Origin of the sequence: Salinicola halophyticus, from assembly GCF_003206695.1 — a bacterium.
In the GTDB taxonomy this organism is placed as follows: Bacteria; Pseudomonadota; Gammaproteobacteria; order Pseudomonadales; family Halomonadaceae; genus Salinicola; species Salinicola halophyticus.
This window is the reverse complement of the sequence record NZ_PZJN01000001.1, coordinates 82,431-102,562: the sequence shown is the minus strand read 5'-3', so window position 1 is coordinate 102,562 and position 20,132 is coordinate 82,431. Positions and strand designations below refer to the sequence as shown.

The window sequence follows — 20,132 nt, the reverse complement described above, 5'->3', positions numbered from 1 at the left end:
ACCCGTCGCCGATCATTCTGCCCGTCGATGAGAACACCATGCCAGGAACGCCACGTCCCCGTTATGCGCGCTTCGAGCGTACGCGTCTCGACCACCAGCAGGAGCTGGTGGAAGATTACGTCGAAGAGATCGCGCAGCTGCATCGCGATCACGGCGAGGCGCGCGCCAGCGACCTGGCCGAGCGTTTCGGGGTCAGTGCCGCCGCGGTTTCCAAGGTGATCGCCCGGCTCAAGCGTGACGGTCTCGCCGAGGCGCGACCCTATCGCGGCGTCTTTCTGACAGAAAAGGGCGCCACGCTGGCGGCGAAGGTCGAGGCACGCCATCAGCTGGTGTTGTCGACGCTGCTGGCGCTCGGCGTGCCGCCGCATGTCGCCGAAGCCGACTCCGAAGGGATCGAGCATCACTGCAGCGATGCTACCGTCGAAGCCATGCAGCGATTTCTGGAAGCGCACAACCGCTGAGCCGGCGAGTTGCCGTCGACCGCTCCCGCGTTGATCTGGCGATGCCAGCATTCCGTCTGGGAACCTTCCGACGTTAGTGGTAGACTCTCGCTCGCTAAAATTCTCGATCATTCAATGACGCGCTCGACAAGGTCGATCTCATGCAAGACCGATTCGGTTACACCATTGCCGGTATGACTCCACCCTAGCGTAATGCCCCCCTCGGCGTGCCTCATGCGCGCGCTTCGCTGTCACCGATACCGCTGTATCGGCGAGACGGCATCTGCTTGTTCGTCCGATTCCATTCAACATTCTTGCCGCGACTGCGTGGCCGTTCATCGACTGCACTCTGTATCGTCGCTCCGCTGACCTTCGGCGCGATGACAGGTGACCATTTCGCTTTATTCGATCGAGCGGATGGGTAACGTCGCTGGCGGACCATCGCGGCCTATGACAGGGAACTGCCCATGTTCGAAATGATAAAAAGACACTGGTTATCCAACGTCCGTGCCGACGTGCTGGCCGGTGCCGTCGTCGCGATGGCGCTGATTCCGGAGGCGATCGCATTTTCGATCATCGCCGGTGTCGACCCCAAGATCGGTCTCTACGCGTCGTTCTCGATCGCGGTGGTAATTGCGTTCACCGGCGGCCGGCCAGGGATGATCTCGGCGGCGACCGGCGCCACGGCGCTGCTGATGGTGACCCTGGTGCGCGACCACGGCCTCGAATACCTGCTGGCAGCGACGCTGTTGACCGGGGTGATCCAGATCGTGTTCGGTTACTTGCGCCTGGGCGAGCTGATGCGCTTCGTGTCGCGCTCGGTGGTCACCGGGTTCGTCAACGCGCTGGCGATTCTGATCTTCATGGCCCAACTGCCGGAGCTGACCAACGTCACCTGGCACGTCTATGCGATGACTGCCGCCGGGCTCGGCATCATCTATCTGTTCCCGTACCTGCCGGTCATCGGCAAGATGCTGCCGTCACCGCTGGTCTGCATCGTGGTGCTGACGATCGTCTACATGGTCAGCGGCATGGACATTCGCACCGTGGGCGACATGGGCGAACTGCCCGATTCCCTGCCGGTCTTCCTGTGGCCCGACGTGCCGCTCAATCTCGACACCCTGATGATCATCCTGCCGTATTCGCTGGGTATTGCCGTCGTGGGTCTGCTCGAGTCGATGATGACGGCGACGATCGTCGACGAATTGACCGATACCTCGAGCGACAAGAATCGCGAGTGCAAGGGGCAGGGCGTCGCCAACATCTTCTCCGGCCTGCTCGGCGGCATGGCCGGCTGCGCGATGATCGGTCAGTCGGTGATCAACGTGAAATCCGGCGGTCGTACGCGTCTATCCACCCTGATCGCCGGCGCGTTCCTGCTGATCCTGGTGGTCTTCCTGGGTGACTGGGTGTCGCAGATACCCATGGCCGCGCTGGTCGCGGTGATGATCATGGTCTCGATCGGCACGTTCAGCTGGGAATCCATCGTCAACCTCCGTCGCCATCCGATGTCGACCAACATCGTCATGCTCGCCACGGTGATCGTCGTGGTGACGACCCACAACCTGGCCATCGGCGTGGGGGTCGGCGTGCTGCTGGCGTCGCTGTTCTTTGCCAACAAGGTCGGGCAGGTTCTCTACATCGGGAGTCGCATGGACGACGATGGCAAGACGCGCAACTATGAGGTCGTCGGCCAGGTCTTCTTCGCCTCGTCCACCCGGTTCAATGCCGGGTTCGATTTCAAGGAGGCCATCGAAAGCGTGACGATCGATGTCTCCCGTGCTCACTTCTGGGATATCACCGCGGTCGAAGCGCTGGACAACGTGGTGGTCAAGTTCCGTCGCGAGGGCACCGATGTCGAAGTGGTGGGCATGAATCAGGCCAGTGCCACCCTGGTCGATCGTTTCGGGGTGCATGACAAGCCGGACGCCGTGGAAAAACTCATGGGCCATTAAGTCGGCCCGACACTCTGGACCATCAATCAAGAACGACTGAAAGGAGAAACCCATGAGTGGACGTCAGGTCCTGGCCTGCATTGACGACTCGCACCACGCGTTCGCGGTCTGCGCCGCGGCGTCGTGGGCCGCCGAACGGATCGGAGCGCCGATCGAACTGATGCACGTGTTGAGCAAGGCGCCGTGTCTGGGCGCCGCCGACGCCAGCGGACAGATCGGTCTGGGGAGTCGTGAACATCTGCGCGAACAGTTGACCGAACTCGACGAGCAGCGAGCCAAGATTGCGCAGCAGCACGGTCGTGAACTGCTGGAAGCCGTGCGAGGTCAAGCCGAGCGCCTGGCCCCGAGCGCCAAGGTCTCGACCGCCTTGCGTCACGGGGAACTGATCGAGTCGCTGGTCGAGCGCGAGCCTCAGACCCGGCTGGTGGTGCTGGGCAAGCGCGGCGAGTCGGCGGACGAAGCTCTCGAGCATCTGGGCAGCAACCTCGAACGGGTCGTGCGCACGCTGCACACGCCGATTCTGGTGACCCCGCCAGAATTCCAGCCGCCATCCCGATTGCTGCTGGCCTTCGATGGCGGCCAGACGACCCGCAAGGGCGTGGAGATGATCGCCGAGAGCCCGTTGCTCAACGGGCTGGTCTGTCATGTGGTCATGATCGGCGCCGGTACCGATGATCAGCGCGCCCAGCTCCAGTGGGCGCTGGATCGACTGCGTCAGGGGCAGGTCGACGCCCAGGGCACGATTCTCGCCGGTGATGTCGACGAGGTGCTCGCCGACTACGCCGATCGTCAGCAGATCGACCTGATGATCATGGGCGCCTACGGCCATTCGCGCATTCGCCATCTGCTGGTTGGCAGCACCACCACAGCGATGCTGCGACACGCTCGGACGGCGACGCTGGTACTGCGCTGAACGACTTGCGCCGATGTCGTCGTGATGTCGAGAGCCAGAGGACGCCGGTCGAATCGGGAGCCGTTGGCTCGGTCGTCTGGCTCAGTCGTCTGGTTCAGCCGTCGTCGCGGGATGGCGGCGCTGGCCGGTGTCGCAGAAAGCGCGACAACCGCTCAGATTGGCTTTCGCCAATCTGGCACAGCTGCCAGGCGATCTCGGCGTACTGCATGAGCGTCGGCAGCATCAGCTGCAGACGGTGGGCATCGTCTTCGTGGCGCTGTGCCTCGGCATCCAGCCACTCGAACAGCTGCGCCAGGCGGGAGTAATTGACATCCCCGCGGCCGCTGTTGCCGCGCATGGCATCGATCGCCAGGCAGCGCATCACGCTGCGCTTGTTGGGATCGAGGCTCTCCTTGTCCAATAGCGCTTCGGCGTGCTGCACGAACTGGCCCATCAGTTGAGACAGTTCGGCAGACTCCAACTGGCGGCGTACCGCATCCTGGCTCTCGATCAGCGCCTGCTGCTGACGCATGAGCCCTCTGACCAGCACCACCAGCTGCACGCACAACCAACCCGCCAGGACCAGCGTCAACAGGTAGACGCCCAACGGCGCCAGCGCGTCGGCCGGCAGCGGCCAGCCAAGGTCGCTGGCCAGCACGCCACCGGCGGCCAGCGCCAGCAGCACGATGATGATCAGGGCGATGGAAATGCCGGATTTCATGCTGATATCCAATCAAGAGAAGGCGTTGTCGCCATGGCGCTTTATCGGCGCTGCAACGCTGTTCTTGAGCGTTCTCTAAAATGGATAGCCAGCAGGCGCTTGGAGGGTGATTACCAAACAGGCGAGCGACGGCGAGGCAAGGCGAAATCGGCTGATCAAGCGCCGTTTACGAGGGGTAAATGAGCATTGTGAAACCGATTTTAACGCCGTATCGCCGAGCGCAGCCCTTTTGTAAACATCCTCTTAGATCATGCCGCCATTCACCGCGATCACCTGACGCGTGATGTAGGCCGCGTCCCTTGAACACAGAAAGCTCACGGTGCCGGCGACCTCTTCGGCTTTTCCGACACGCTGCATGGGGATCAGCTTGCGAACCTCGTCACGCGGAAGCTCGTCGGTCATCCGCGTCTCGATCCAGCCCGGGGCAACGCAGTTGACCGTGATCTTGCGTTTGGCCAGCTCGACGGCCAGCGCCTTGGTGGCGCCGATGATCCCGGCTTTGGCCGCGCTGTAGTTGACCTGACCGCGATTGCCGATCATGCCCGACATCGACGAGAGCGTGACGATCCGGCCAGGCTGGCGGCGCTGGATCATCGGCATGATGAGCGGATGCAGCACGTTGTAGAAACCGTCCAGATTGGTCCGGAGGACGCTGTCCCAATCCTCTCCCGTCAGTGCCGGAAAGGGCTTGTCCGCGGTGATACCGGCGTTGCAGACCACGCCGTAGTAGCAACCGTGCTCGGCGATATCCGCTTCCAGCACCGTCTTGACCGTCTCTCGTGCGGTCACGTCGAAGTGGACGACGCGTGCCTGGCGTCCTTCGGCTTCCACCGCGGCCTTGACCGAGTCGATGTCTTCTCCAGGTCGCCGGCAGTGCAGCACCAGGTCGTAACCGTCCCCCGCCAGCCGTTTGGCGATCGCTTCGCCGATGCCGCGATTGGCCCCGGTGATCAGAATTGTCTCGGAATATCGTTGTTCCATGGTGCCTCGGTACAGAGCTGCGGATGATGAAATCAAGGCGATCAGACGCCGTTCAGCGTCGGCATCGAATCCGGCCGATAGAGCGTCAGGCTGCCCTGGGCCAGCGGCGCCTCGGCCTCTTCCGCCGGGTACAGCTTGCCGCTGATTTGAGTCACGCCGTTGTCGGCGACGAATTCGACGGTCACGGCGATCCGGATTCGCTGATCGAAGGTAAAGACGGGAACGCGAGCGTGATAGCGTTTGGCCCCGAGCAGCAACCCGGGTGCCGGAGACTCGCCCGATGCGGCGGCGCGGAAGCCGGCCCAGGCGGCGACGGTCTGGGCCAGCCACTCGACGCCTACCCAGGCCGGGATCCCGTCGGCTTCGGCGAACAGATCGTCGCGCCGGGTCGTCGTTTCGGCCACGCCGCCCTCGTAATCGACCTCGATGAGGCGCGTCAGCAGACACATGCCGCGGGCATGAGGAATCAGCGGCGCGATGGGGCAGGGCAGGGAAACTGGGTCGAATGCAGTCAAGGGGATTCCATTGTTTCTTGCGTGTCTCTTGGCGGGGCGAGCTGGCGCGTCAGTCGGCCCGGGTCAGCAGCAGGCTGGCGTTGTTGCCGCCGAAGGCAAAGCTGTTGCTCAGCGCATGTCGTGGCCGCTGCGCCGGCGCCGAGTTGGTTGTCACCAGTGGCAAGGCGGGAAGCTCCGGATCGTATTCACCGTCGAAGACGTGCCTCGGCAACTGACCCCGTTCGAGTGCCAGCCAGCAGAATGCCGCCTCCAGCGCGCCGGCCGCGCCCAGCGTGTGGCCGGTCAGGGCCTTGGTCGAACTGCAGGCGGGCGGCGCGGGAAAGAGCGTCGTCACGGCGGCGGCTTCCATGCTGTCGTTGAGCCGCGTGCCGGTGCCGTGCAGATTGAGATAGTCGATCTCAGCCGGATCGCGCCCGGCCATTGCAAGTGCCTGGCGCATGGCCTCGGCGGCACCGCTGCCATCCGGGCGCGGCGCCGAGATATGGTGGGCATCGACGCTTTCGCCGACACCGGCCAGCTGAATGCCGCCGGCTTCCGGCGTGACCACGAACAGCGCAGCCGCTTCGCCCAGATTGATCCCGTCGCGGTGACGGGAAAAAGGCAGGCAAGGCTCGGCGCTGACCGCTTCCAGGCTCAGGAATCCGTTGACGGTCAGGCGGCACAGGCTATCCGCGCCGCCGGCGATTACCGCGTCGCACTGGCCGCTCTTGAGCAGGCGCCTGGCGCTGGCCAACGCTCTGGCACTCGAACTGCAGGCCGTGGAGAGGGCGTAGCAGGGGCCGGTGATCCCCAGCCGTTCGGCGAGGAAGCGCGCCGGCGCCCCCAATTCCTGGCGCGCATAGGCGAAGTCCTCGGGTAGCGGCGCATCTCGGCCGCTGGCGGCAATTGCCCGTTCGGTTTCGCCGATCCCCGAGGTGCTGGTGCCGATGACCACGCCGATCCGGTCTCTCGCCACCGTCGCCAGCAGGCGCTCGACCTGACCGTCGAGGCGTGCCAGCGCCAATGCCAGCAGCCGGTTGTTGCGACTGCGATGATCTTGCGGCCACTGGCTGTCGTCGGGGAGTTGTCCCTCGACCTGGCCCAGCGGCAGGGGGCGGCCCGGGGTGAAGGCATCGCTGATCGTCAGCCCCCGCTCACCCGTGAACAGCGCGCGGCCGATCGTCTCGAGATCGTCACCCAGCGAGCAGACGATGCCGGGCCGGGAAAGACGGCAATCGAAGGCGGCACTCATGGCTGGGCGTTCTCCTGTTCGTTATTCGCTGGCTCGCCGTTCTGTGGCTCATCGTTCTGTGGCTCACCGTTGCTATCGCCGTCTTCCTGCATCGGCGCAATCGTCAGCTGGTAGCCGCCCTGGCGATCATCCAGGGTCAGCGCCGTGGGGTGTTCGCGATCGGGTACCGGAGTGATGCGCGCAGCCAGCTCGCCGTGGTAGCGGATATCGCGGCTCGTGGCGCTGTCGGCGACCTGCCAGGCGCTTCCCGCGAAGGATCGGCGCAACGCCTCCAATGGCCACAGGCTCCATTCGAGACGGGAGGCCAGCCACTGCGGCGGAATCGGCAGCGGAGACTCGCCCGGCGCGTCGCCGGCCTCGAATCGGGCGCCTTCGGTATCGCGCACCAGCGTGGTCAGGCGCTGGCCGTAGGGCGTGACCAGCACCGCACGCAGCTGCTCGGGGGTGATCCGGATGAACGCGATCAGCGTGCGGGCTTCACCGTCGTCTGGCTGGAACGTCAGTTGGCTTTTCAACGTGTCGGCCGTCGTCGCAGCGGCCAGCGGAGGCGTCGGCGATACCGGTGGCGTCAGGCTGCAGGCGCTCAGTAACAGCATCAGTGCCAGTATCAGTACCGGTATCAGTACCGGGGCCAGACACGGCGTCCCTGGCGGTCGCAAAACGCGATTCATGGCCGAGTCTCCATGGACGTATCGATACCGGCCTGTTCCGTCGCAGTAGCGGCCCGCATCTCGCAGATGGCGGCCAGGGTGTCGATATGGCGGCGTGAGGCACTGGCAAACGGGTTGCTTCGGTCCCAGGCGTAGCCGGCCAGAATGGCGCTGATGCGCGTCTTGATATCGGCTGGTGCGTCGGCGTGGAAAATGATCGTCTGCAGGCGACCGTCGTACCAGGCATCGACGAAGGCGCGGAACGTCTCGATACCTTTACGCAGGGGGCTTTCGAACTCGCTTTGCCAGTCGATCGTCTCGCCGGCCAGCTGACGGTCGACCAGCGGCGCGGCGAGGCTGGCCGAACGCAGAGCGATGGTCACGCCGGAGGAGAATACCGGGTCCAGAAATTCGCCGGCGTTGCCCAGCAGCGCGTAGCCGGGGCCATGCAGACGTGTCACGTCGGCGGAATAGCCGCGGAGTTCGCCGATGGTCCGGGTGGTGGTGGCGCCGTCGAGCAGCTGGCGGAAACGCGGCTCGACGTCGATCAGCGCGCGGAAGCGCGCTTCGGGAGTCTCGCCGTGGGCGTTGATCCGTGCCGTCTCGCCGACCACGCCCACCGAGGCGCGCTGATCGCGAAACGGGATCAGCCAGTACCAGATGCCGGCGTCGTCGGGATGGACGCCAATCAGGATCTTGTCGCGATCATGGCTCGGTTCGGTGGGGCAGCCTTCGACATGCGTGAACAGCGCCGTGCGCGGATCCTGTCGCGCATCGCGTTCGAGGCGCTCGAGTCGGGCCAGCACGCGGCCATAACCGCTGGCGTCGAGCACGAAGCGCGCCGTCAAGGTGCGCGAATGGCCCGCCTCATCGGTGACGTCTATCTGGGGATGGCTGTCGTCGGCGCGGAAGGCGGTGACGGTGACGCCGAATTCGACGCTCGCTCCCTGGGCGCGGGCCCCCTCGATCAGGCGCTGATCGAAGTCTGCGCGCTCGACCTGGAATGTGGTGCCCCAGCCCGGCGTGGATTTGTCGCGGAAATCGATCGACGTCTCCTCGCCGGCGCGGGTGAATGCGGCGCCGTTCTTGGGCTGGTAGCCCGCGGCTGTGACGGTCTCCAGCAGCCCGGCCTCCTCGAGATGGCTCATGCATTGCGGCAGCAGACTCTCGCCGATGGAGAAGCGCGGAAAATGGCTACGTTCGACCACCAGCACGCGCCGGCCACGGGCCGACAGCATTGCCGCGGCCGTGGCGCCGGCCGGGCCAGCACCAATGACGATCACGTCGTGGTCGGCTTCAGCCTTCTCGACTTCAATCATGCTCAACCCCAGTCATGTTCAACCTCAGCCATGCTCGCTCTCCCGTGAGGACTGATTTGGAGAATCGTGCGTCGGATACGCATCATCGGCCGGCCGCACCCAGGGGACCAGCGCCCAGACGCTCGCCAGACCGATCAGGCACGTCAATCCCAGATAGTGCAGTGCCGGCGTGGCGCTGAAGGCGAGCATCCCGAACGCCAGCAGGCTGGTCAGCGTCGACAGCGTGATTGCCAGCCAGGCCGACGGCCGCCTGGCGTGTTCCACGTTGAAGATACCGGCATCGAGGCCGATTCCCAATACCAGCAGCAGACCCAGTTGATTGAAGATGTTGAGCGGAACGCCGGTCACGGCGAACGCCGTCAACACGATCAGCGTGGCGCCGAAAGGCGGTACGATGACGCGCCAGGCGCGGCGTCGGTATCTTGCCACCAGTGCCAGTGTCATCAGCACCATGGCGAGTGCCACCCACATTGCCGTATGCCGCCGCAGTTCGCCGAGCAGGCTGCCGATTCGGCTGACCCGGTCCACGTATTCGACTGTGGCTCCCTGGTGGGTCTGCGATTCGGCCAGCGCGCGTAGCGTCCTATCGACATCGGCGTTTCTGGCGCCGGACACGACGACCGTCGCGGCGACACCGCCATCGCCCGTTTCGCCCAGCCATAGCCGCTGCTGGAGCGAACCCAGCGGCGTCTCGAGCCAATTCGCCAGCGTCAGCATCGGCGATTTCTCGAGCTGGGCTCTGGCTTTCTCGGCGACCTCGGCCGGCATCCCGGCACGCTGGATGAGTTCGTCAAGCGGAGCGCCATAGAGCTTGCGCACCTGCGCCAGATTGGCCTGCTGCTCGGCGGCCGTCGGCACGGAGCCTGCCAGCGACTGGTAGTCGATCTCGAGCCCTTCGCCGATGGCCTTGTCCAGAGCACCATCCAGCTCATCGAGCCGCGCCAGCAGCGCCTGGGTATCTTCGGCCTGGACCAGGAAATAGCGGCTGCCGGTATCGCGATCGAGCAGTTGCTGGACGCGCGCCTCGTCCTGCATCAGGGCCGCCGGTGAGGGGTTGAGCAGCTCCAGGCTGTCGTCGCTGGTCAGGCGCAGGGCGCAGACGACGATCAGCACGACGGCGCCGGCCAGGGCGAGCCACGGCGACAGTCTCCAGCGGGGCTGACACAGTCGCCACCAGCCCGTCGCCAGGCGGGCGGTGAAGGGGCTGGCGTGAAGCGTGAAGCGCGGCAGCCACAGCACCACGGTGAGCCAGGCGCCGATCAGCCCGAAAGCCGCGAAAGCGGCCATCTGGCGTAACCCGGGCATCGGCGTCAGCGCCTGGGCCACGTAGGCGATGACGCTCGAGATCAGGCCCAGCGTGAGGCTCGGCAACAGCCGGCGCAGCCTGAAACCTCGGCCTTCGATGGCGCGATCGCACTGCAGATGCAGCACGTAGTCGATGGCGATACCGATCAGGCTGGCACCGAAGGCCAGGGTCAGCAGATGCAGGCGGCCGAAGATGCCCAGGGTCAGGGTCAGCGCGAACAGCGAACCCGCCAGAAGCGGTACCATCAATTGCAGCAGTACACGGGGCGAGCGAAACACGAACCCGATGATCAACAGCACGCCGAGCAGCGACGCCGCGCCGATGGTAGACATCTCGTGTTTGGCCTGGCGGGCGCCGGCCGCAGCGTGAAAGACCAGCCCCGAGCGCAGCAGCTCGGCATCGGGATGCTGCTGCTGAAACTGCTCGAGCGTAGTGTGCAGCGCCGTCTGCATCGGCAGATCGTAGGGCGAGCCTTCGAGCTCGCCGATCAGCACGCTCCACTTCTGGCTGCCGGGCTGGTAGCTCCGGTCCAGCGTCAACAGGCCGTCGGCGGCACCGATCGGGCTCTGCGGCAGCCGTGAGAGCCAGGCATCCAGCAGGCCGAAAGGATCGGCGACGGGATCCGGTCGCGCCGTCGGCGAGAACAGCTGGCGCAACGCCGGGTCGACCAGCGTGCTGCCACCGTTGGCATCGATGGTCTGCTGCCATTGAGGCGTCAGCAGGCGATAGCGCCATGGCCCCATCCACTCGTGCGGATCGGCATCGGCCAGATCCAGCTCGCGCCAGTCGATACCGGCGAGCTGGCCGTCATCGACCAGTTGCTGCAGCGATCGCCCCAGTGCCTGTGTCGTCGCGACGCGATCGTCATCGCCGAGCAGCAACAGGAAGCGATTCTCGAAGCCGCGGCCCAGTTCGCGGTCCGCCTTCTCGACCAAAGGCGCTTGGCGATCCGCGGGCAGCAGAGCGGTCAGATCGGTATCGGCGGGCAAGCCCTGGCGCAGCATCCAGCCCAGCCAGACGGCGCAAAAGGCCAGTACGACGAGCCAGAGCCAGCCCAGCCGGCGATAGCCCAAGGTCTTGACGAATCGATCAGACTTCATGATTCGCTCAGGCTTCATGAATCGTTCAGCGGGCGCTGATCGAACAGGCGGACTTCGAGACGATCGCCGTCGGGCGTACGCATGTCGAGATTGTCGATGGTGCGGTCACCGCGAAGGGTGATGTCGGCGATGCGCTCGCGCAGCGCGGCCTCTTTCGGCGTCAGCGCTACCTGCCAGGCGTCCCGGTCACCGGAGAGCTTTAGCGTGAAGCGCGATTCCAGCGCCTGCCAGTCGCCTTCCAGCAGTTGCAGGAACAGCTGGGCGACCTGCTCGCCACCCGGCGGCGCGGCCTTGCCGCTGCCATCGGTGATCGCCTCCGGGGTCAGTTCGATGCGCTCCTCGACCGGCGTCTCCAGCTGCCAGACGACCCGCTTGCCGCGCTCGAAAATGAACGTGCCCTGGCTTGTCAGCGAGCTATCCAGATCCGCCAGTTCGCGCTGCTGTTCGAAGCGGCCGGCCACGGACGGCGTGGCGGCGAGCTGGCGCTGCAGATCCTCCAGATCGAAAGCCTGGGCGCTAATCGGCAGCAGCAACAGCAGAAGCGTGATAAACCCTCGATGAAGCGGCATGGTCGAATCCTTATGGTGTCTCATCGTGCGAGTGATCGGGGCTTTCTGAAACAGCCCGGGTCAACTGATCGAACGCTCGTCTTCGGGGTCGTCATGGCGATAAGCGTCATGGTGAGTGTCGGCATCCGCGTGAGCGTCGGCGCAGTCCAGCCAGAAGGGGAAGAAGTTGAACCACTGCAGTGGCGTCTTCTCGCACTGACGAGTGAGCCAGTCGACGTAGCGCTGCATGGCGCTGTCGATCCACGCCGAACGATCTCGCCGGCTCAGGTCGCTGGTGTCGTCGAAGTGATCGAAATCGATCCGGTAGCTGGTCGCTTCGCGAAAGCAGCCGATGGTGTAGACCGGGCAGCGCAGCAGGCTGGCCAGCCAGAACGGCCCTTCGGGAAAGCGCGCCGGGTGGCCCAGAAACGGCAAGGTACGGGCGCGGCCGCTGTCGCTGATCGGCACACGGTCGGCGGCGATGACCACGAAGCCGCCTTCGGCAATTCGCTGGCCCAGCTTCATCGCGGTCGAGGGCGTGATTTCGCTGACCTCGATGATTTCCGGCGGATTTTCCCGGTGAGTCGAGCGGGCCAGCACCTCATCGAACTGGCTGGCGTTACGGGTATGCATCAACAGCGTGGCGCGGAAGTCGTCCTGCATGTCGCTCATGGCGGTACAGATTTCCATGTTGCCGACATGGGAAACGAACATGATACCGCCGCGTCCGCTCATCACTGCCTGGCGGAATTGCTCGCGGGTATCGCCTTCGAAACTGAGCGCGGGCGGAATGCCGCTCCAGGCGTCGATCTTGTCCATCAGGCTCTGCCCGAAGCTGCGGAAGTGACGCAGGCTGAGCCAGGTCAGATGCTGGGGCGCTTCGCCGTGAAGATGACGCCAAAGCCGGGTCAGGTAGGTATGCGATGCCCGTCGGTGCAGCCCATGGGCGATGTAGTAGTAGACGATCACCAGCGCCAGCATGATCTGGAACGGTAGCCGGCCCAGCTTGCGTCGGATCCAGACCATCGTGCGAACGCCGCCGGCGGTGCCGGTTTCACGGATTCTCGACCAGTGGTTGGGATTGCTGCTGACCGGTGTCATGAGAGGGTTTCCTGGCGGCGGTTCAAGAGTTCGGGAAGGCGCCTGAGCATGCCGAGCAACAGACGCGAATGCATCGCGGCGAGGAGTACGTTGTCTCGCCACAGCTTGAAATGCGAGACGCCATCGGTCGGATAGCGAACCCGCACGGGGAGATTGCTGACACGTCCGCCCTGCCAGACCCAGCGCACCGGCAGTTCGCTGTCGAACTCCATGCGATTGCCGCAGGGATGCTCGGCGACCAGCCGGTTGACTGCCGCGACCGGGTAGAGCTTGACCCCGCACATGGTATCGCGCAGCGCGAACGACAGCGTTGCCAGCCACACCAGGGAGTGCGTGATATAGCGAGAGTAGAAGCGGTGTCGGGGCACGCTGGCATCGAAGCGGGGATAGCCGATCCGCAGGGTTTCGTCGTCGGCGCGCACCCCCTCGACGAAGGGCGGCAGATCGTCGGCTTCGTGCTGGCCGTCCGCATCCACCTGGAGCGCATGGCTCAGTCCGCGGTCGGCGGCTCGTGCCAGGCCCGCTCTCACGGCGGCGCCCTTGCCACGGTTGACCGGCAGCCGGACCAGCTCGACGTTGCCCGCCTCGGCAAGCGTATCCAGCACCGCGGCGCAGTGCGCGTCGCTGCCGTCGTCGACGAGGATGATCGGTAACTGTAGCCGTCGAAGCCGATCCACGGTCTGCCGGATGGCTTCGGCATGGTTGTAGACGGGAATCAGTACGGCAATGTTGGCGGGGTTGTCACTCGGCATGGGCGCCATCCCTCGAAGGTTTACTGTCGAACGTTGGCCGGCTCACCAGGGAGACGCGACCGGTGACATGCTTGCCGCGGTGGCTATCGCACTCGAGGCGCAGGCTCGCGCCTGCGTCTCCCTGATGAGAGGCATCCTGGCGAAGGCGAAGCGTCAGCACGAAACGGTCGCCGGGCAGTAGTGGCTGGGGAAAACGCAAGCGCTCGAGGCCGGCAAAATCGGCGGTCAGCGCGAACAGTCGGCGCGCCTGCTGCATGGCCCAGTGCACCAGCGTCATACCGGGGAGTACCGGATGGCCATCGAAGTGGCCGTCGACATAAGCACAGCGCTCGGGGACTTCCAGCGTGATCTGCCAGCCATCCTCCAGCGCGCATTCACCCAGCCAGCGTGGCGCACGACGGTCGTCCAGGTCCTGAAACAGGCGCTGGCGAATGTCGGCGCTCAACTTGCCCTGGGCATTGGTAGGCCAGTGACTCACGAAGCGCCAGTAGCGGGGCAGGGCGGGCGTTTCGAAACGCGCGGCCAACGCCCGGCGCAGGTGCTTTACCATCTCGCGATGTTGAGCGTGATCGTGAGGCAGCGCCTCCGGGGCCAGCTGGATGATCGCGGCCAGACGTAGATCCCGCCGCTGCAGGGGCAGCGTCTGTGCGCGCTCGACGCCGGGCAGTTGGGCCAGGGCGCGATCCATGGCGGTCAGCGAGATGCGTTTGCCGCCGATCTTGACGATGCGATCGGTCCGGCCCAGCAGCTCGAATCCGTCATCCGTCAGCACGATCAGGTCGGCCTGGCGCTGCCATCGATCCGGCGACTCCAGATGGCGCGAGCGCAGCCACAGGCGACTGTCCGCATCCTGATCGACCTCGACACCGGGAAAAGGGGTCCAGGTCGAACCGCGCTGCTGCACTCTCCAGCCGATGCCGCCGGTCTCGGAGCTGCCATAGACTTCGTGGACCGACGTTCCCAGACAAGCTTCGATCTGATCGCTGGCGTCTCGCGATAGCGGCGCGCCCGAGCTGTAGATCGTGTCGAGCGCGCCGCTCACCGGTGCCCAGCCCGGGGTTTCCGGCAGACGTGACAGTGCCGGTGGCGCACTGACGAGAACCATCCGCAACTCCTCGTCCCGACAGCTCTGCAGCCAGGTACGCAAGGTTTCCGGGTAGCGACAGGGTTGGGCCGAAAAGGGGCTGCCCTCGCAAAGCGGCCGCAGGATCGAGAACAGCAAGCCGTAGATATGCTGATGACTGACCTGGCTGACGACGAGATTGCCTTTCAACGGCCACAGCAAGGCCTGCGTCGCCAGCTCGGCATCCAACTGATCGAAGCGCTTGTCCAGCCGCTGTGGCTCGCCGCTGGAGCCGGAGGTATAGAGCGAGACAGCGATCTCGGGCAGCGGCCGTGCAGACCACTGCGGTGGCTGGCTGGCGAACGGCCGCGCCGCGTCTTCTTCGCTTCCCGATGCCGCAGCTTTCTCGCTTCCCGACGCCGCAGCTTTCTCGCTTCCCGACGCCGGTACGATCTGACCCAGCGCGATGCCGGTCTCGCTCAGGTTTCGCAGCGTTTCGGGCTGATTGTCTGCAGGGAGGATGACGTGATCGCCACGCTCCCAGATGGCAACCAGCGCCGCACTGAACTCGACCGGGTCCGGTTCGTAGAGTCGCCAGCGACCGCTCGGGTTGGGCGTACCGGCCAGCCGCTGCTGCCACGCGCCAATGCGCCCGTGCCACTCTCCAACGGTCAGCCAGCGAGCCGGGCCGCCGTTTTCCGGCGGCAACCAGGCGATGGGCGTTGCCGGGGCGGGCTCGCGCCAGGGTCGCTCGCTCAGCTCACGAAACGTCATGGGACACCTTTACCGGACGAACATCGTCATCGAGATCCTCGTTCTGGCGCTCGTCGTCCAGACCGGCTTCTTCCAGACCGGCTTCGGCCCGGCGCTTGACGCGCTGACGGATACACCACTCGCCGACGAACATGGCCAGCATCAGGCCGTAGACGATGCCGCCGTTGTACCAGGCCCAGGTTTCGAGATCGGCGTAGATCGCGGTGGCCAACGCGATACTGCCGTTGATCACGAAGAAGACGCACCAGGCCTGGGTAACGCGCCGGGTATAGCGAACGGCGTGCGGCGGCAGATCCGGTTCCTGGCGGCGGGCGTAGCGTTCGATCAATGTGGGCGGATGGCGCAGGCCGTGAGAAAAGAGCAGCAGCAGCCCCATATTGACGACCACCGGCCACAGCCGCAGGCCGAGTTCCGCGCGACCGGTTGCCATCAGCAGAACGAGCAATGGCAGCATGAGCCAGCCCCAGCGGCGTTGAGACGGCGGCAGTCGCCACCAGGCAACGGCGGCCAGCCCGATCAGCAGCGGCCAGGCGCCGTAATGCGGCAGGAGGAAGTGGACCACCAGCGGCCAGAGCAGGCCGATGATGCCCAGCGCCAGCAAGAGCAGGCGCCTGGGGCCGTTGAGAGAGGCTGTCGGAATCACGCTGGCACCGCCGGGTTCATTTCTGGCGACGCGATTCGACCAGAGACGCCAAGCTTTTCAGATTGGCGAAATGCTGGCGCGAGGATTCCGCTTCGGATTCCAGCGTAATGCCGTAGCGTTTCTGCAGCGCCAACCCCAGCTCCAGCGCGTCGATGGAGTCGAGCCCCAGGCCTTCGACGAACAGCGGCTCTTCGGGATCGATGTCATCAGGGGTGACGTCTTCGAGTTCCAGCGTCTCGATGATCATCTCTTTGAGTTCGTGTTCCAGCGCGGTCGTCGCCATTGGTCTTGATCGTCCCTATTACTCATTCATTATCAATTACTGTCGCCTGAATTCGAACCAGACGCGGTGCCGGTGTCGGCCGGCAGCAGCGGCATCTCATGACGTAGGAATGAGACACCGCTCGAGGATATTGCATCGTGGGCCGCGGATCATGACGGAAGGTCCGCGAATTGCCAACCGCGCTGGCTGATCGGGCATGTCACACGCTCACGCCGGTCCATCAACCAGTCGATGATATCGAGCGGCTGCACGGTCGGGCCGTCGAGCGCCAACGGCGTTTCCGTCAGACGCCGGGCACCTGCCGCGGGTTCTCTGCCGAAGCGCAGGACGACGGCGGCGGAGAACGACTCGGGAGCGTAAGCGGCAAATCGCTCTGGCACCGGTTGATCGCTGAACACGACCACGAGGCTCGAATGGTGATCGGCAAGATAGCCACGGGTTTCCGCGACCAGTGCCGCCCACTCTCCGCCACTGGCGGCGATCGCCTGCTGGCTGCGTCGGTTGCCACTGGCAATGGAATAGACGCCCACGGTGGCGTTGTGTACCGACAGACCGAAGCGGGCCGGAGACAACGGCTCACCTTCATCGAGGCCGTACAGCATCTCTAGCGTGCGCTCGCCGTCTCCATGGCGCGAGGCATGCAGGACGAGGCTGTCGGCATCGGGGTCGATCGCCGCGAGCATGTCGCAGACCGCTCGACCGAGCAGGTTGAGACGACGTCGCAACATCGACGGAACGGCGGTGCCGTCTGGTTTGTCCCGCGTGTCGAGTCGGGGCTCGTCATCGGCTACGCGATGCGGGGTCCAGCCTCGCCAATCGTGTAAGTAAAGATCTGCCATAGCGCCGTTGTAACGATCCGTATTGCCAAAACTTTACGCATCATAACGGAAAAGGAGGCATACGCGGTGCAAGCATTATGCATTCTAGCGGGGAGCTGACTGCAGGGGGGCGAGGCGAGACAAAGCGCCGAACCGGAGTCCGACGCGCCCTGGGAGGACGATCCCGTGGGCCGGACAAGCCTACCTTCGGTCACCCCAAATGGACTTGATACAGGTTAAGTTATCGAACCGGCGTCTATGGAAAAGCCGAATGTGACTCGTCGTCGTGCGCAATCCTTCGCAATTCATGCTCGATGCTCCGTAACCCGATCGAAGAGCCTTGCCGGAAGTGGCGACCGGTTCCCCCAGCTCCTAAGCTGATTCATCCTGGAATTTGTTAGCGAGCGAATAATTTTCCCCATCGCTCCTTCCATGTCCTGAACAGTGGTTTCGAAAGCACGTCGCGAACAGAAGGAAGCACTATATGGAACTTCGCAATCTGACTGACAGCGTCGCCGTGATCACCGGTGCGTCCAGTGGTATTGGTCAGGCCGCCGCCCGACTGCTGGCCGAGGAGGGCGTCAACGTGGTCCTGGTAGCACGCAGTGCCGACAAGCTCGAAGCGCTGGCCAAGAGTATCGGCGGGCGCGCGCGGGTCCACGTGGCCGACGTCGCGGATCCCGAGGCCGTGGCCGGTATCTTCGCTGCCGTCGAGCGTGAATTCGGCGGGCTCGATCTGCTCTTCAACAACGCGGGGGTCGGTTACAACAACCGCTTCGAGGAGAGCACCCCGGAAGAGTGGCGAGCCACCATCGATGCCAACCTCTATGGCGTGCTCAACTGCACCCAGCGGGCCATTCCGCTGATGCGGGGCCGCAAGGGGGCGATGATCAACAGCGTCTCGAGCGTTGGCGGGCGCTACGGTATCGCGGGCTGGTCGGTCTACAACGCCACCAAGTTCGCCGTGGTGGGCTTTCACGACGCGCTGCGCAAGGAGCTCGGCGAGGACGGCATCCGTGTATCGCTGATCGAACCCGGCGCCACTTATACCAACTGGGGCTACAACGTTCCTGAAGAGAAGATGCAACAGCGTCGCGACAGCGTCGAGGCCCTGCAGGCCGAAGATATCGCCAATGCCCTGGTCTACGGCTTCGCTCAGCCAAGCCACGTCAACGTGCAGGAACTGCTGGTGATGCCGACCCGCCAGGTTTCACCCTGAGTATTTTTTTGCGGTAGAGATTGCTTGCAGTCATGAGTTCACAGAGAAAAGCCTGCAGCAAGAAGCCAGCCTTGGCCGGCTTCTTGCTGTCCTGACTGAATAGGGCTGAATCTATCGCCGCTCGCCGTGGGCTCGAGTCACTTGAGCTTAGATGGCTCTGATTCACTGATAGCTTTTTACTGTGGCAAGAAGTGCTTCTTTGTGGCTAAAGATGTCCGTGAGTGTCGCAAGGTCGTGTTTGACCTGCTTTTCATTTTCCCAGAGCTCAAGTCGTTTCAGAGTCTTGGAGTTGAAATGCAGGCGGCAGATCGGCTTACGGTTATTGTTGTCCAGCAAGACAGCGCAGTAAGTCTTGGCATCTCGCATAAAGACGCGTTCTGGAGCGACTTCACTGGAGACAATAGCCCTCACCATGTTGTAGCCGTCGATCTCCTCTTGAGTCGTCACAATGTCGTCTTCTGCTTTTATTGCAGCCGCCGATTCGGATTTATCCACTAGCGTGCCGGCGGCTATCGTGGGCTCTTCTCCTGTTGTGCTGGCCAGTGCCGATTTCAAACGCTGTGAAATTTGCTCTTTGATGTATTGAGACATCGCATCTCGGACGATAGGGGTGAACTCATCCAACACCTGCTGAGTCATTCGGCCATCGTAAAAGTCCTGAGCTAAAAACTTGATGAATTCTCGCGGCGGCTCTTTCAACAGTTTCCCGAAAGATACTTTGGCGAGATTAGTATACTTCAGACGATTGGCAGTACTGAGAATGGCATCCACATCGAACACAGGTTTTGCGAATTTTTTCAGCTCTTCGATATCACGCTCGTTATAATCGGCCAAGCGAAAGGTGAAGAAAGGTCTGGTATCCAAGCGATTGGTATCATCGAGATCAGAGTAAAATCGATACTCGATGCCGTTGGTCAGAATGGCGAATTTGGCCTCGGTGCAGTTGAAGTATCGATATAGCTGGCTGAACTGGGCATTGGCCAGGTCTGTAGTTCGCGGTTTGCACTCCACGAGGATGGACAGAACTCCATCGTTCTTGATTGCGTAGTCGACCTTTTCACCCTTCTTCAAACCGACATCCGCGGTGAACTCCGGCAAAACTTCAGTGGGATTGAAGACGTCGTAACCTAGACTCTGGATGAAAGGCATGACCATCGCATTTTTAGTCGATTCTTCGTTCACGATATGGTCTAGTTGTTCTCTTGCACGGCTGGCGAGAGCCGCGATTTTTTGTGATATGTCCATATTTTCCCTGCCTTTATGATTTTTGGCTTTGTTGCGAATACTTGGCAGCTATCGAAGTTGACGCAGAAAATATCGATAGTTCCTCATGTTTTGGTCAAATGCAGCTGCTTTGATACATTGAGTTACCTTTTCACGTTTGTCCGTGAGAATCCATACTGCTGTAGTCTGAAATAGAGAGGATGAGCGCCAGCATCCTCGCTGACGTCAAGCGCAATATGACCAGCATGAGCCACCCGTCGATGCACTGCCATGGGAGCCTGAAACGGCGGCTCTGCGCGGCGAGAGACGCTACCGACTACACGGATCGTCCAGCGGGACCTCGCGGGGCCGGAAACGGCGGGAGAGGGCGTCGACGCCGATGTTGAGCACGGCGGTGATCAGCAGCAGGAAGAAGGCGTGGTCGAACATCAGATATTGGAAGCTGGAATCGATGTAGAAGCCGAGTGTGGCGACACCGAGCATGCCGAGCAGGTTGCGGTAGAGCCTGAGCAGCAATTAGTAGGCGTAGCGCCCGGAAGCCGCTAGGTCGATCATTCCGGTTTTCCGGCCGTCAGCATGGCGCTCTACCAGAAAAGC

20 protein-coding genes are annotated in these 20,132 nt (G+C 63.4%); 4 read left to right on the top strand and 16 right to left on the bottom strand.

The window, feature by feature from the left end; all coding sequences use genetic code 11:
• Window positions 1–38 precede the first annotated feature (38 nt).
• The 3 genes from mntR to DOM58_RS00410 all read left to right on the top strand — a co-directional run bounded on the left by mntR (window position 39) and on the right by DOM58_RS00410 (window position 3,308).
• Window positions 39–461, top strand: a complete 423-nt coding sequence (mntR, locus tag DOM58_RS00420; protein ID WP_075563000.1) for a manganese-binding transcriptional regulator MntR — start codon at window positions 39–41, stop codon at window positions 459–461.
• Window positions 462–907: 446 nt separating this feature from the next.
• Window positions 908–2,395: a SulP family inorganic anion transporter gene (locus DOM58_RS00415; protein ID WP_110691351.1), complete on the top strand. Its 1,488-nt coding sequence runs from the start codon at window positions 908–910 to the stop codon at window positions 2,393–2,395.
• A 52-nt stretch (window positions 2,396–2,447) separates the two neighbouring features.
• On the top strand, window positions 2,448–3,308 hold the full coding sequence (locus tag DOM58_RS00410) for a universal stress protein (protein ID WP_110691350.1): 861 nt from the start codon (window positions 2,448–2,450) through the stop codon (window positions 3,306–3,308).
• 94 nt (window positions 3,309–3,402) lie between these two features.
• Here the strand turns inward: DOM58_RS00410 and DOM58_RS00405 are convergent, their stop codons facing one another.
• The 14 genes from DOM58_RS00405 to DOM58_RS00340 form a co-directional block, all read right to left on the bottom strand.
• Window positions 3,403–4,008 carry a hypothetical protein gene (locus DOM58_RS00405; protein ID WP_110691349.1) on the bottom strand — a complete coding sequence of 202 codons (606 nt, stop codon included), beginning with the start codon at window positions 4,006–4,008 and terminating at the stop codon, window positions 3,403–3,405.
• Between the two features lie 243 nt (window positions 4,009–4,251).
• Window positions 4,252–4,989 (bottom strand): 3-oxoacyl-ACP reductase FabG, encoded by a 738-nt coding sequence (gene fabG / locus DOM58_RS00400; protein ID WP_110691348.1) that lies wholly within the window; start codon window positions 4,987–4,989, stop codon window positions 4,252–4,254.
• A 41-nt stretch (window positions 4,990–5,030) separates the two neighbouring features.
• A complete protein-coding gene (locus DOM58_RS00395) occupies window positions 5,031–5,504 on the bottom strand; it encodes a hotdog family protein (protein WP_110691347.1) in 474 nt (157 codons plus the stop codon).
• A 49-nt stretch (window positions 5,505–5,553) separates the two neighbouring features.
• Window positions 5,554–6,735, bottom strand: a complete 1,182-nt coding sequence (locus DOM58_RS00390) for a beta-ketoacyl-ACP synthase (protein WP_110691346.1) — start codon at window positions 6,733–6,735, stop codon at window positions 5,554–5,556.
• Window positions 6,732–7,406, bottom strand: a complete 675-nt coding sequence (locus DOM58_RS00385; RefSeq protein WP_110691345.1) for a DUF3261 domain-containing protein — start codon at window positions 7,404–7,406, stop codon at window positions 6,732–6,734. The genes DOM58_RS00390 and DOM58_RS00385 overlap by 4 nt, the downstream gene beginning before the upstream one ends.
• Window positions 7,403–8,704, bottom strand: a complete 1,302-nt coding sequence (locus DOM58_RS00380) for an NAD(P)/FAD-dependent oxidoreductase (protein ID WP_110691344.1) — start codon at window positions 8,702–8,704, stop codon at window positions 7,403–7,405. The genes DOM58_RS00385 and DOM58_RS00380 overlap by 4 nt, the downstream gene beginning before the upstream one ends.
• A gap of 24 nt (window positions 8,705–8,728) precedes the next feature.
• Complete coding sequence (locus tag DOM58_RS00375; RefSeq protein WP_188113754.1) at window positions 8,729–11,110, bottom strand: MMPL family transporter; 2,382 nt, start codon at window positions 11,108–11,110, stop codon at window positions 8,729–8,731.
• A 14-nt stretch (window positions 11,111–11,124) separates the two neighbouring features.
• The gene (locus tag DOM58_RS00370; RefSeq protein ID WP_157957465.1) at window positions 11,125–11,679 is read right to left on the bottom strand and encodes an outer membrane lipoprotein carrier protein LolA; all 555 of its coding nucleotides are present in this window, start codon (window positions 11,677–11,679) and stop codon (window positions 11,125–11,127) included.
• A gap of 60 nt (window positions 11,680–11,739) precedes the next feature.
• Entirely contained in the window at window positions 11,740–12,759 is a 1,020-nt protein-coding gene (locus DOM58_RS00365) for a lysophospholipid acyltransferase family protein (RefSeq protein ID WP_110691342.1), read from the bottom strand.
• Window positions 12,756–13,511 (bottom strand): glycosyltransferase family 2 protein, encoded by a 756-nt coding sequence (locus DOM58_RS00360; RefSeq protein WP_110691341.1) that lies wholly within the window; start codon window positions 13,509–13,511, stop codon window positions 12,756–12,758. The genes DOM58_RS00365 and DOM58_RS00360 overlap by 4 nt, the downstream gene beginning before the upstream one ends.
• Window positions 13,501–15,348: an ApeI family dehydratase gene (locus DOM58_RS00355; protein ID WP_110691340.1), complete on the bottom strand. Its 1,848-nt coding sequence runs from the start codon at window positions 15,346–15,348 to the stop codon at window positions 13,501–13,503. Before DOM58_RS00355 ends, DOM58_RS00360 begins: the two co-directional genes overlap by 11 nt.
• Window positions 15,335–15,991 carry a COG4648 family protein gene (locus DOM58_RS00350; protein WP_223162111.1) on the bottom strand — a complete coding sequence of 219 codons (657 nt, stop codon included), beginning with the start codon at window positions 15,989–15,991 and terminating at the stop codon, window positions 15,335–15,337. The genes DOM58_RS00355 and DOM58_RS00350 overlap by 14 nt, the downstream gene beginning before the upstream one ends.
• 16 nt (window positions 15,992–16,007) lie before the next feature.
• Complete coding sequence (locus DOM58_RS00345) at window positions 16,008–16,274, bottom strand: phosphopantetheine-binding protein (protein WP_075563015.1); 267 nt, start codon at window positions 16,272–16,274, stop codon at window positions 16,008–16,010.
• A gap of 149 nt (window positions 16,275–16,423) precedes the next feature.
• Window positions 16,424–17,113, bottom strand: coding sequence for a beta-ketoacyl synthase chain length factor (locus DOM58_RS00340; RefSeq protein WP_110691339.1), 690 nt, complete (start codon window positions 17,111–17,113; stop codon window positions 16,424–16,426).
• A gap of 463 nt (window positions 17,114–17,576) precedes the next feature.
• Between DOM58_RS00340 and DOM58_RS00335 the strand changes: the two genes are divergently transcribed.
• Window positions 17,577–18,311 (top strand): SDR family oxidoreductase, encoded by a 735-nt coding sequence (locus DOM58_RS00335; RefSeq protein WP_110691338.1) that lies wholly within the window; start codon window positions 17,577–17,579, stop codon window positions 18,309–18,311.
• A 162-nt stretch (window positions 18,312–18,473) separates the two neighbouring features.
• Here the strand turns inward: DOM58_RS00335 and DOM58_RS00330 are convergent, their stop codons facing one another.
• Both DOM58_RS00330 and DOM58_RS17840 read right to left on the bottom strand, forming a co-directional pair.
• A complete protein-coding gene (locus tag DOM58_RS00330; protein WP_110691337.1) occupies window positions 18,474–19,556 on the bottom strand; it encodes a type I restriction endonuclease in 1,083 nt (360 codons plus the stop codon).
• A 288-nt stretch (window positions 19,557–19,844) separates the two neighbouring features.
• The gene (locus DOM58_RS17840; protein WP_110691336.1) at window positions 19,845–20,051 is read right to left on the bottom strand and encodes a hypothetical protein; all 207 of its coding nucleotides are present in this window, start codon (window positions 20,049–20,051) and stop codon (window positions 19,845–19,847) included.
• Between the last annotated feature and the right edge of the window lie 81 nt (window positions 20,052–20,132).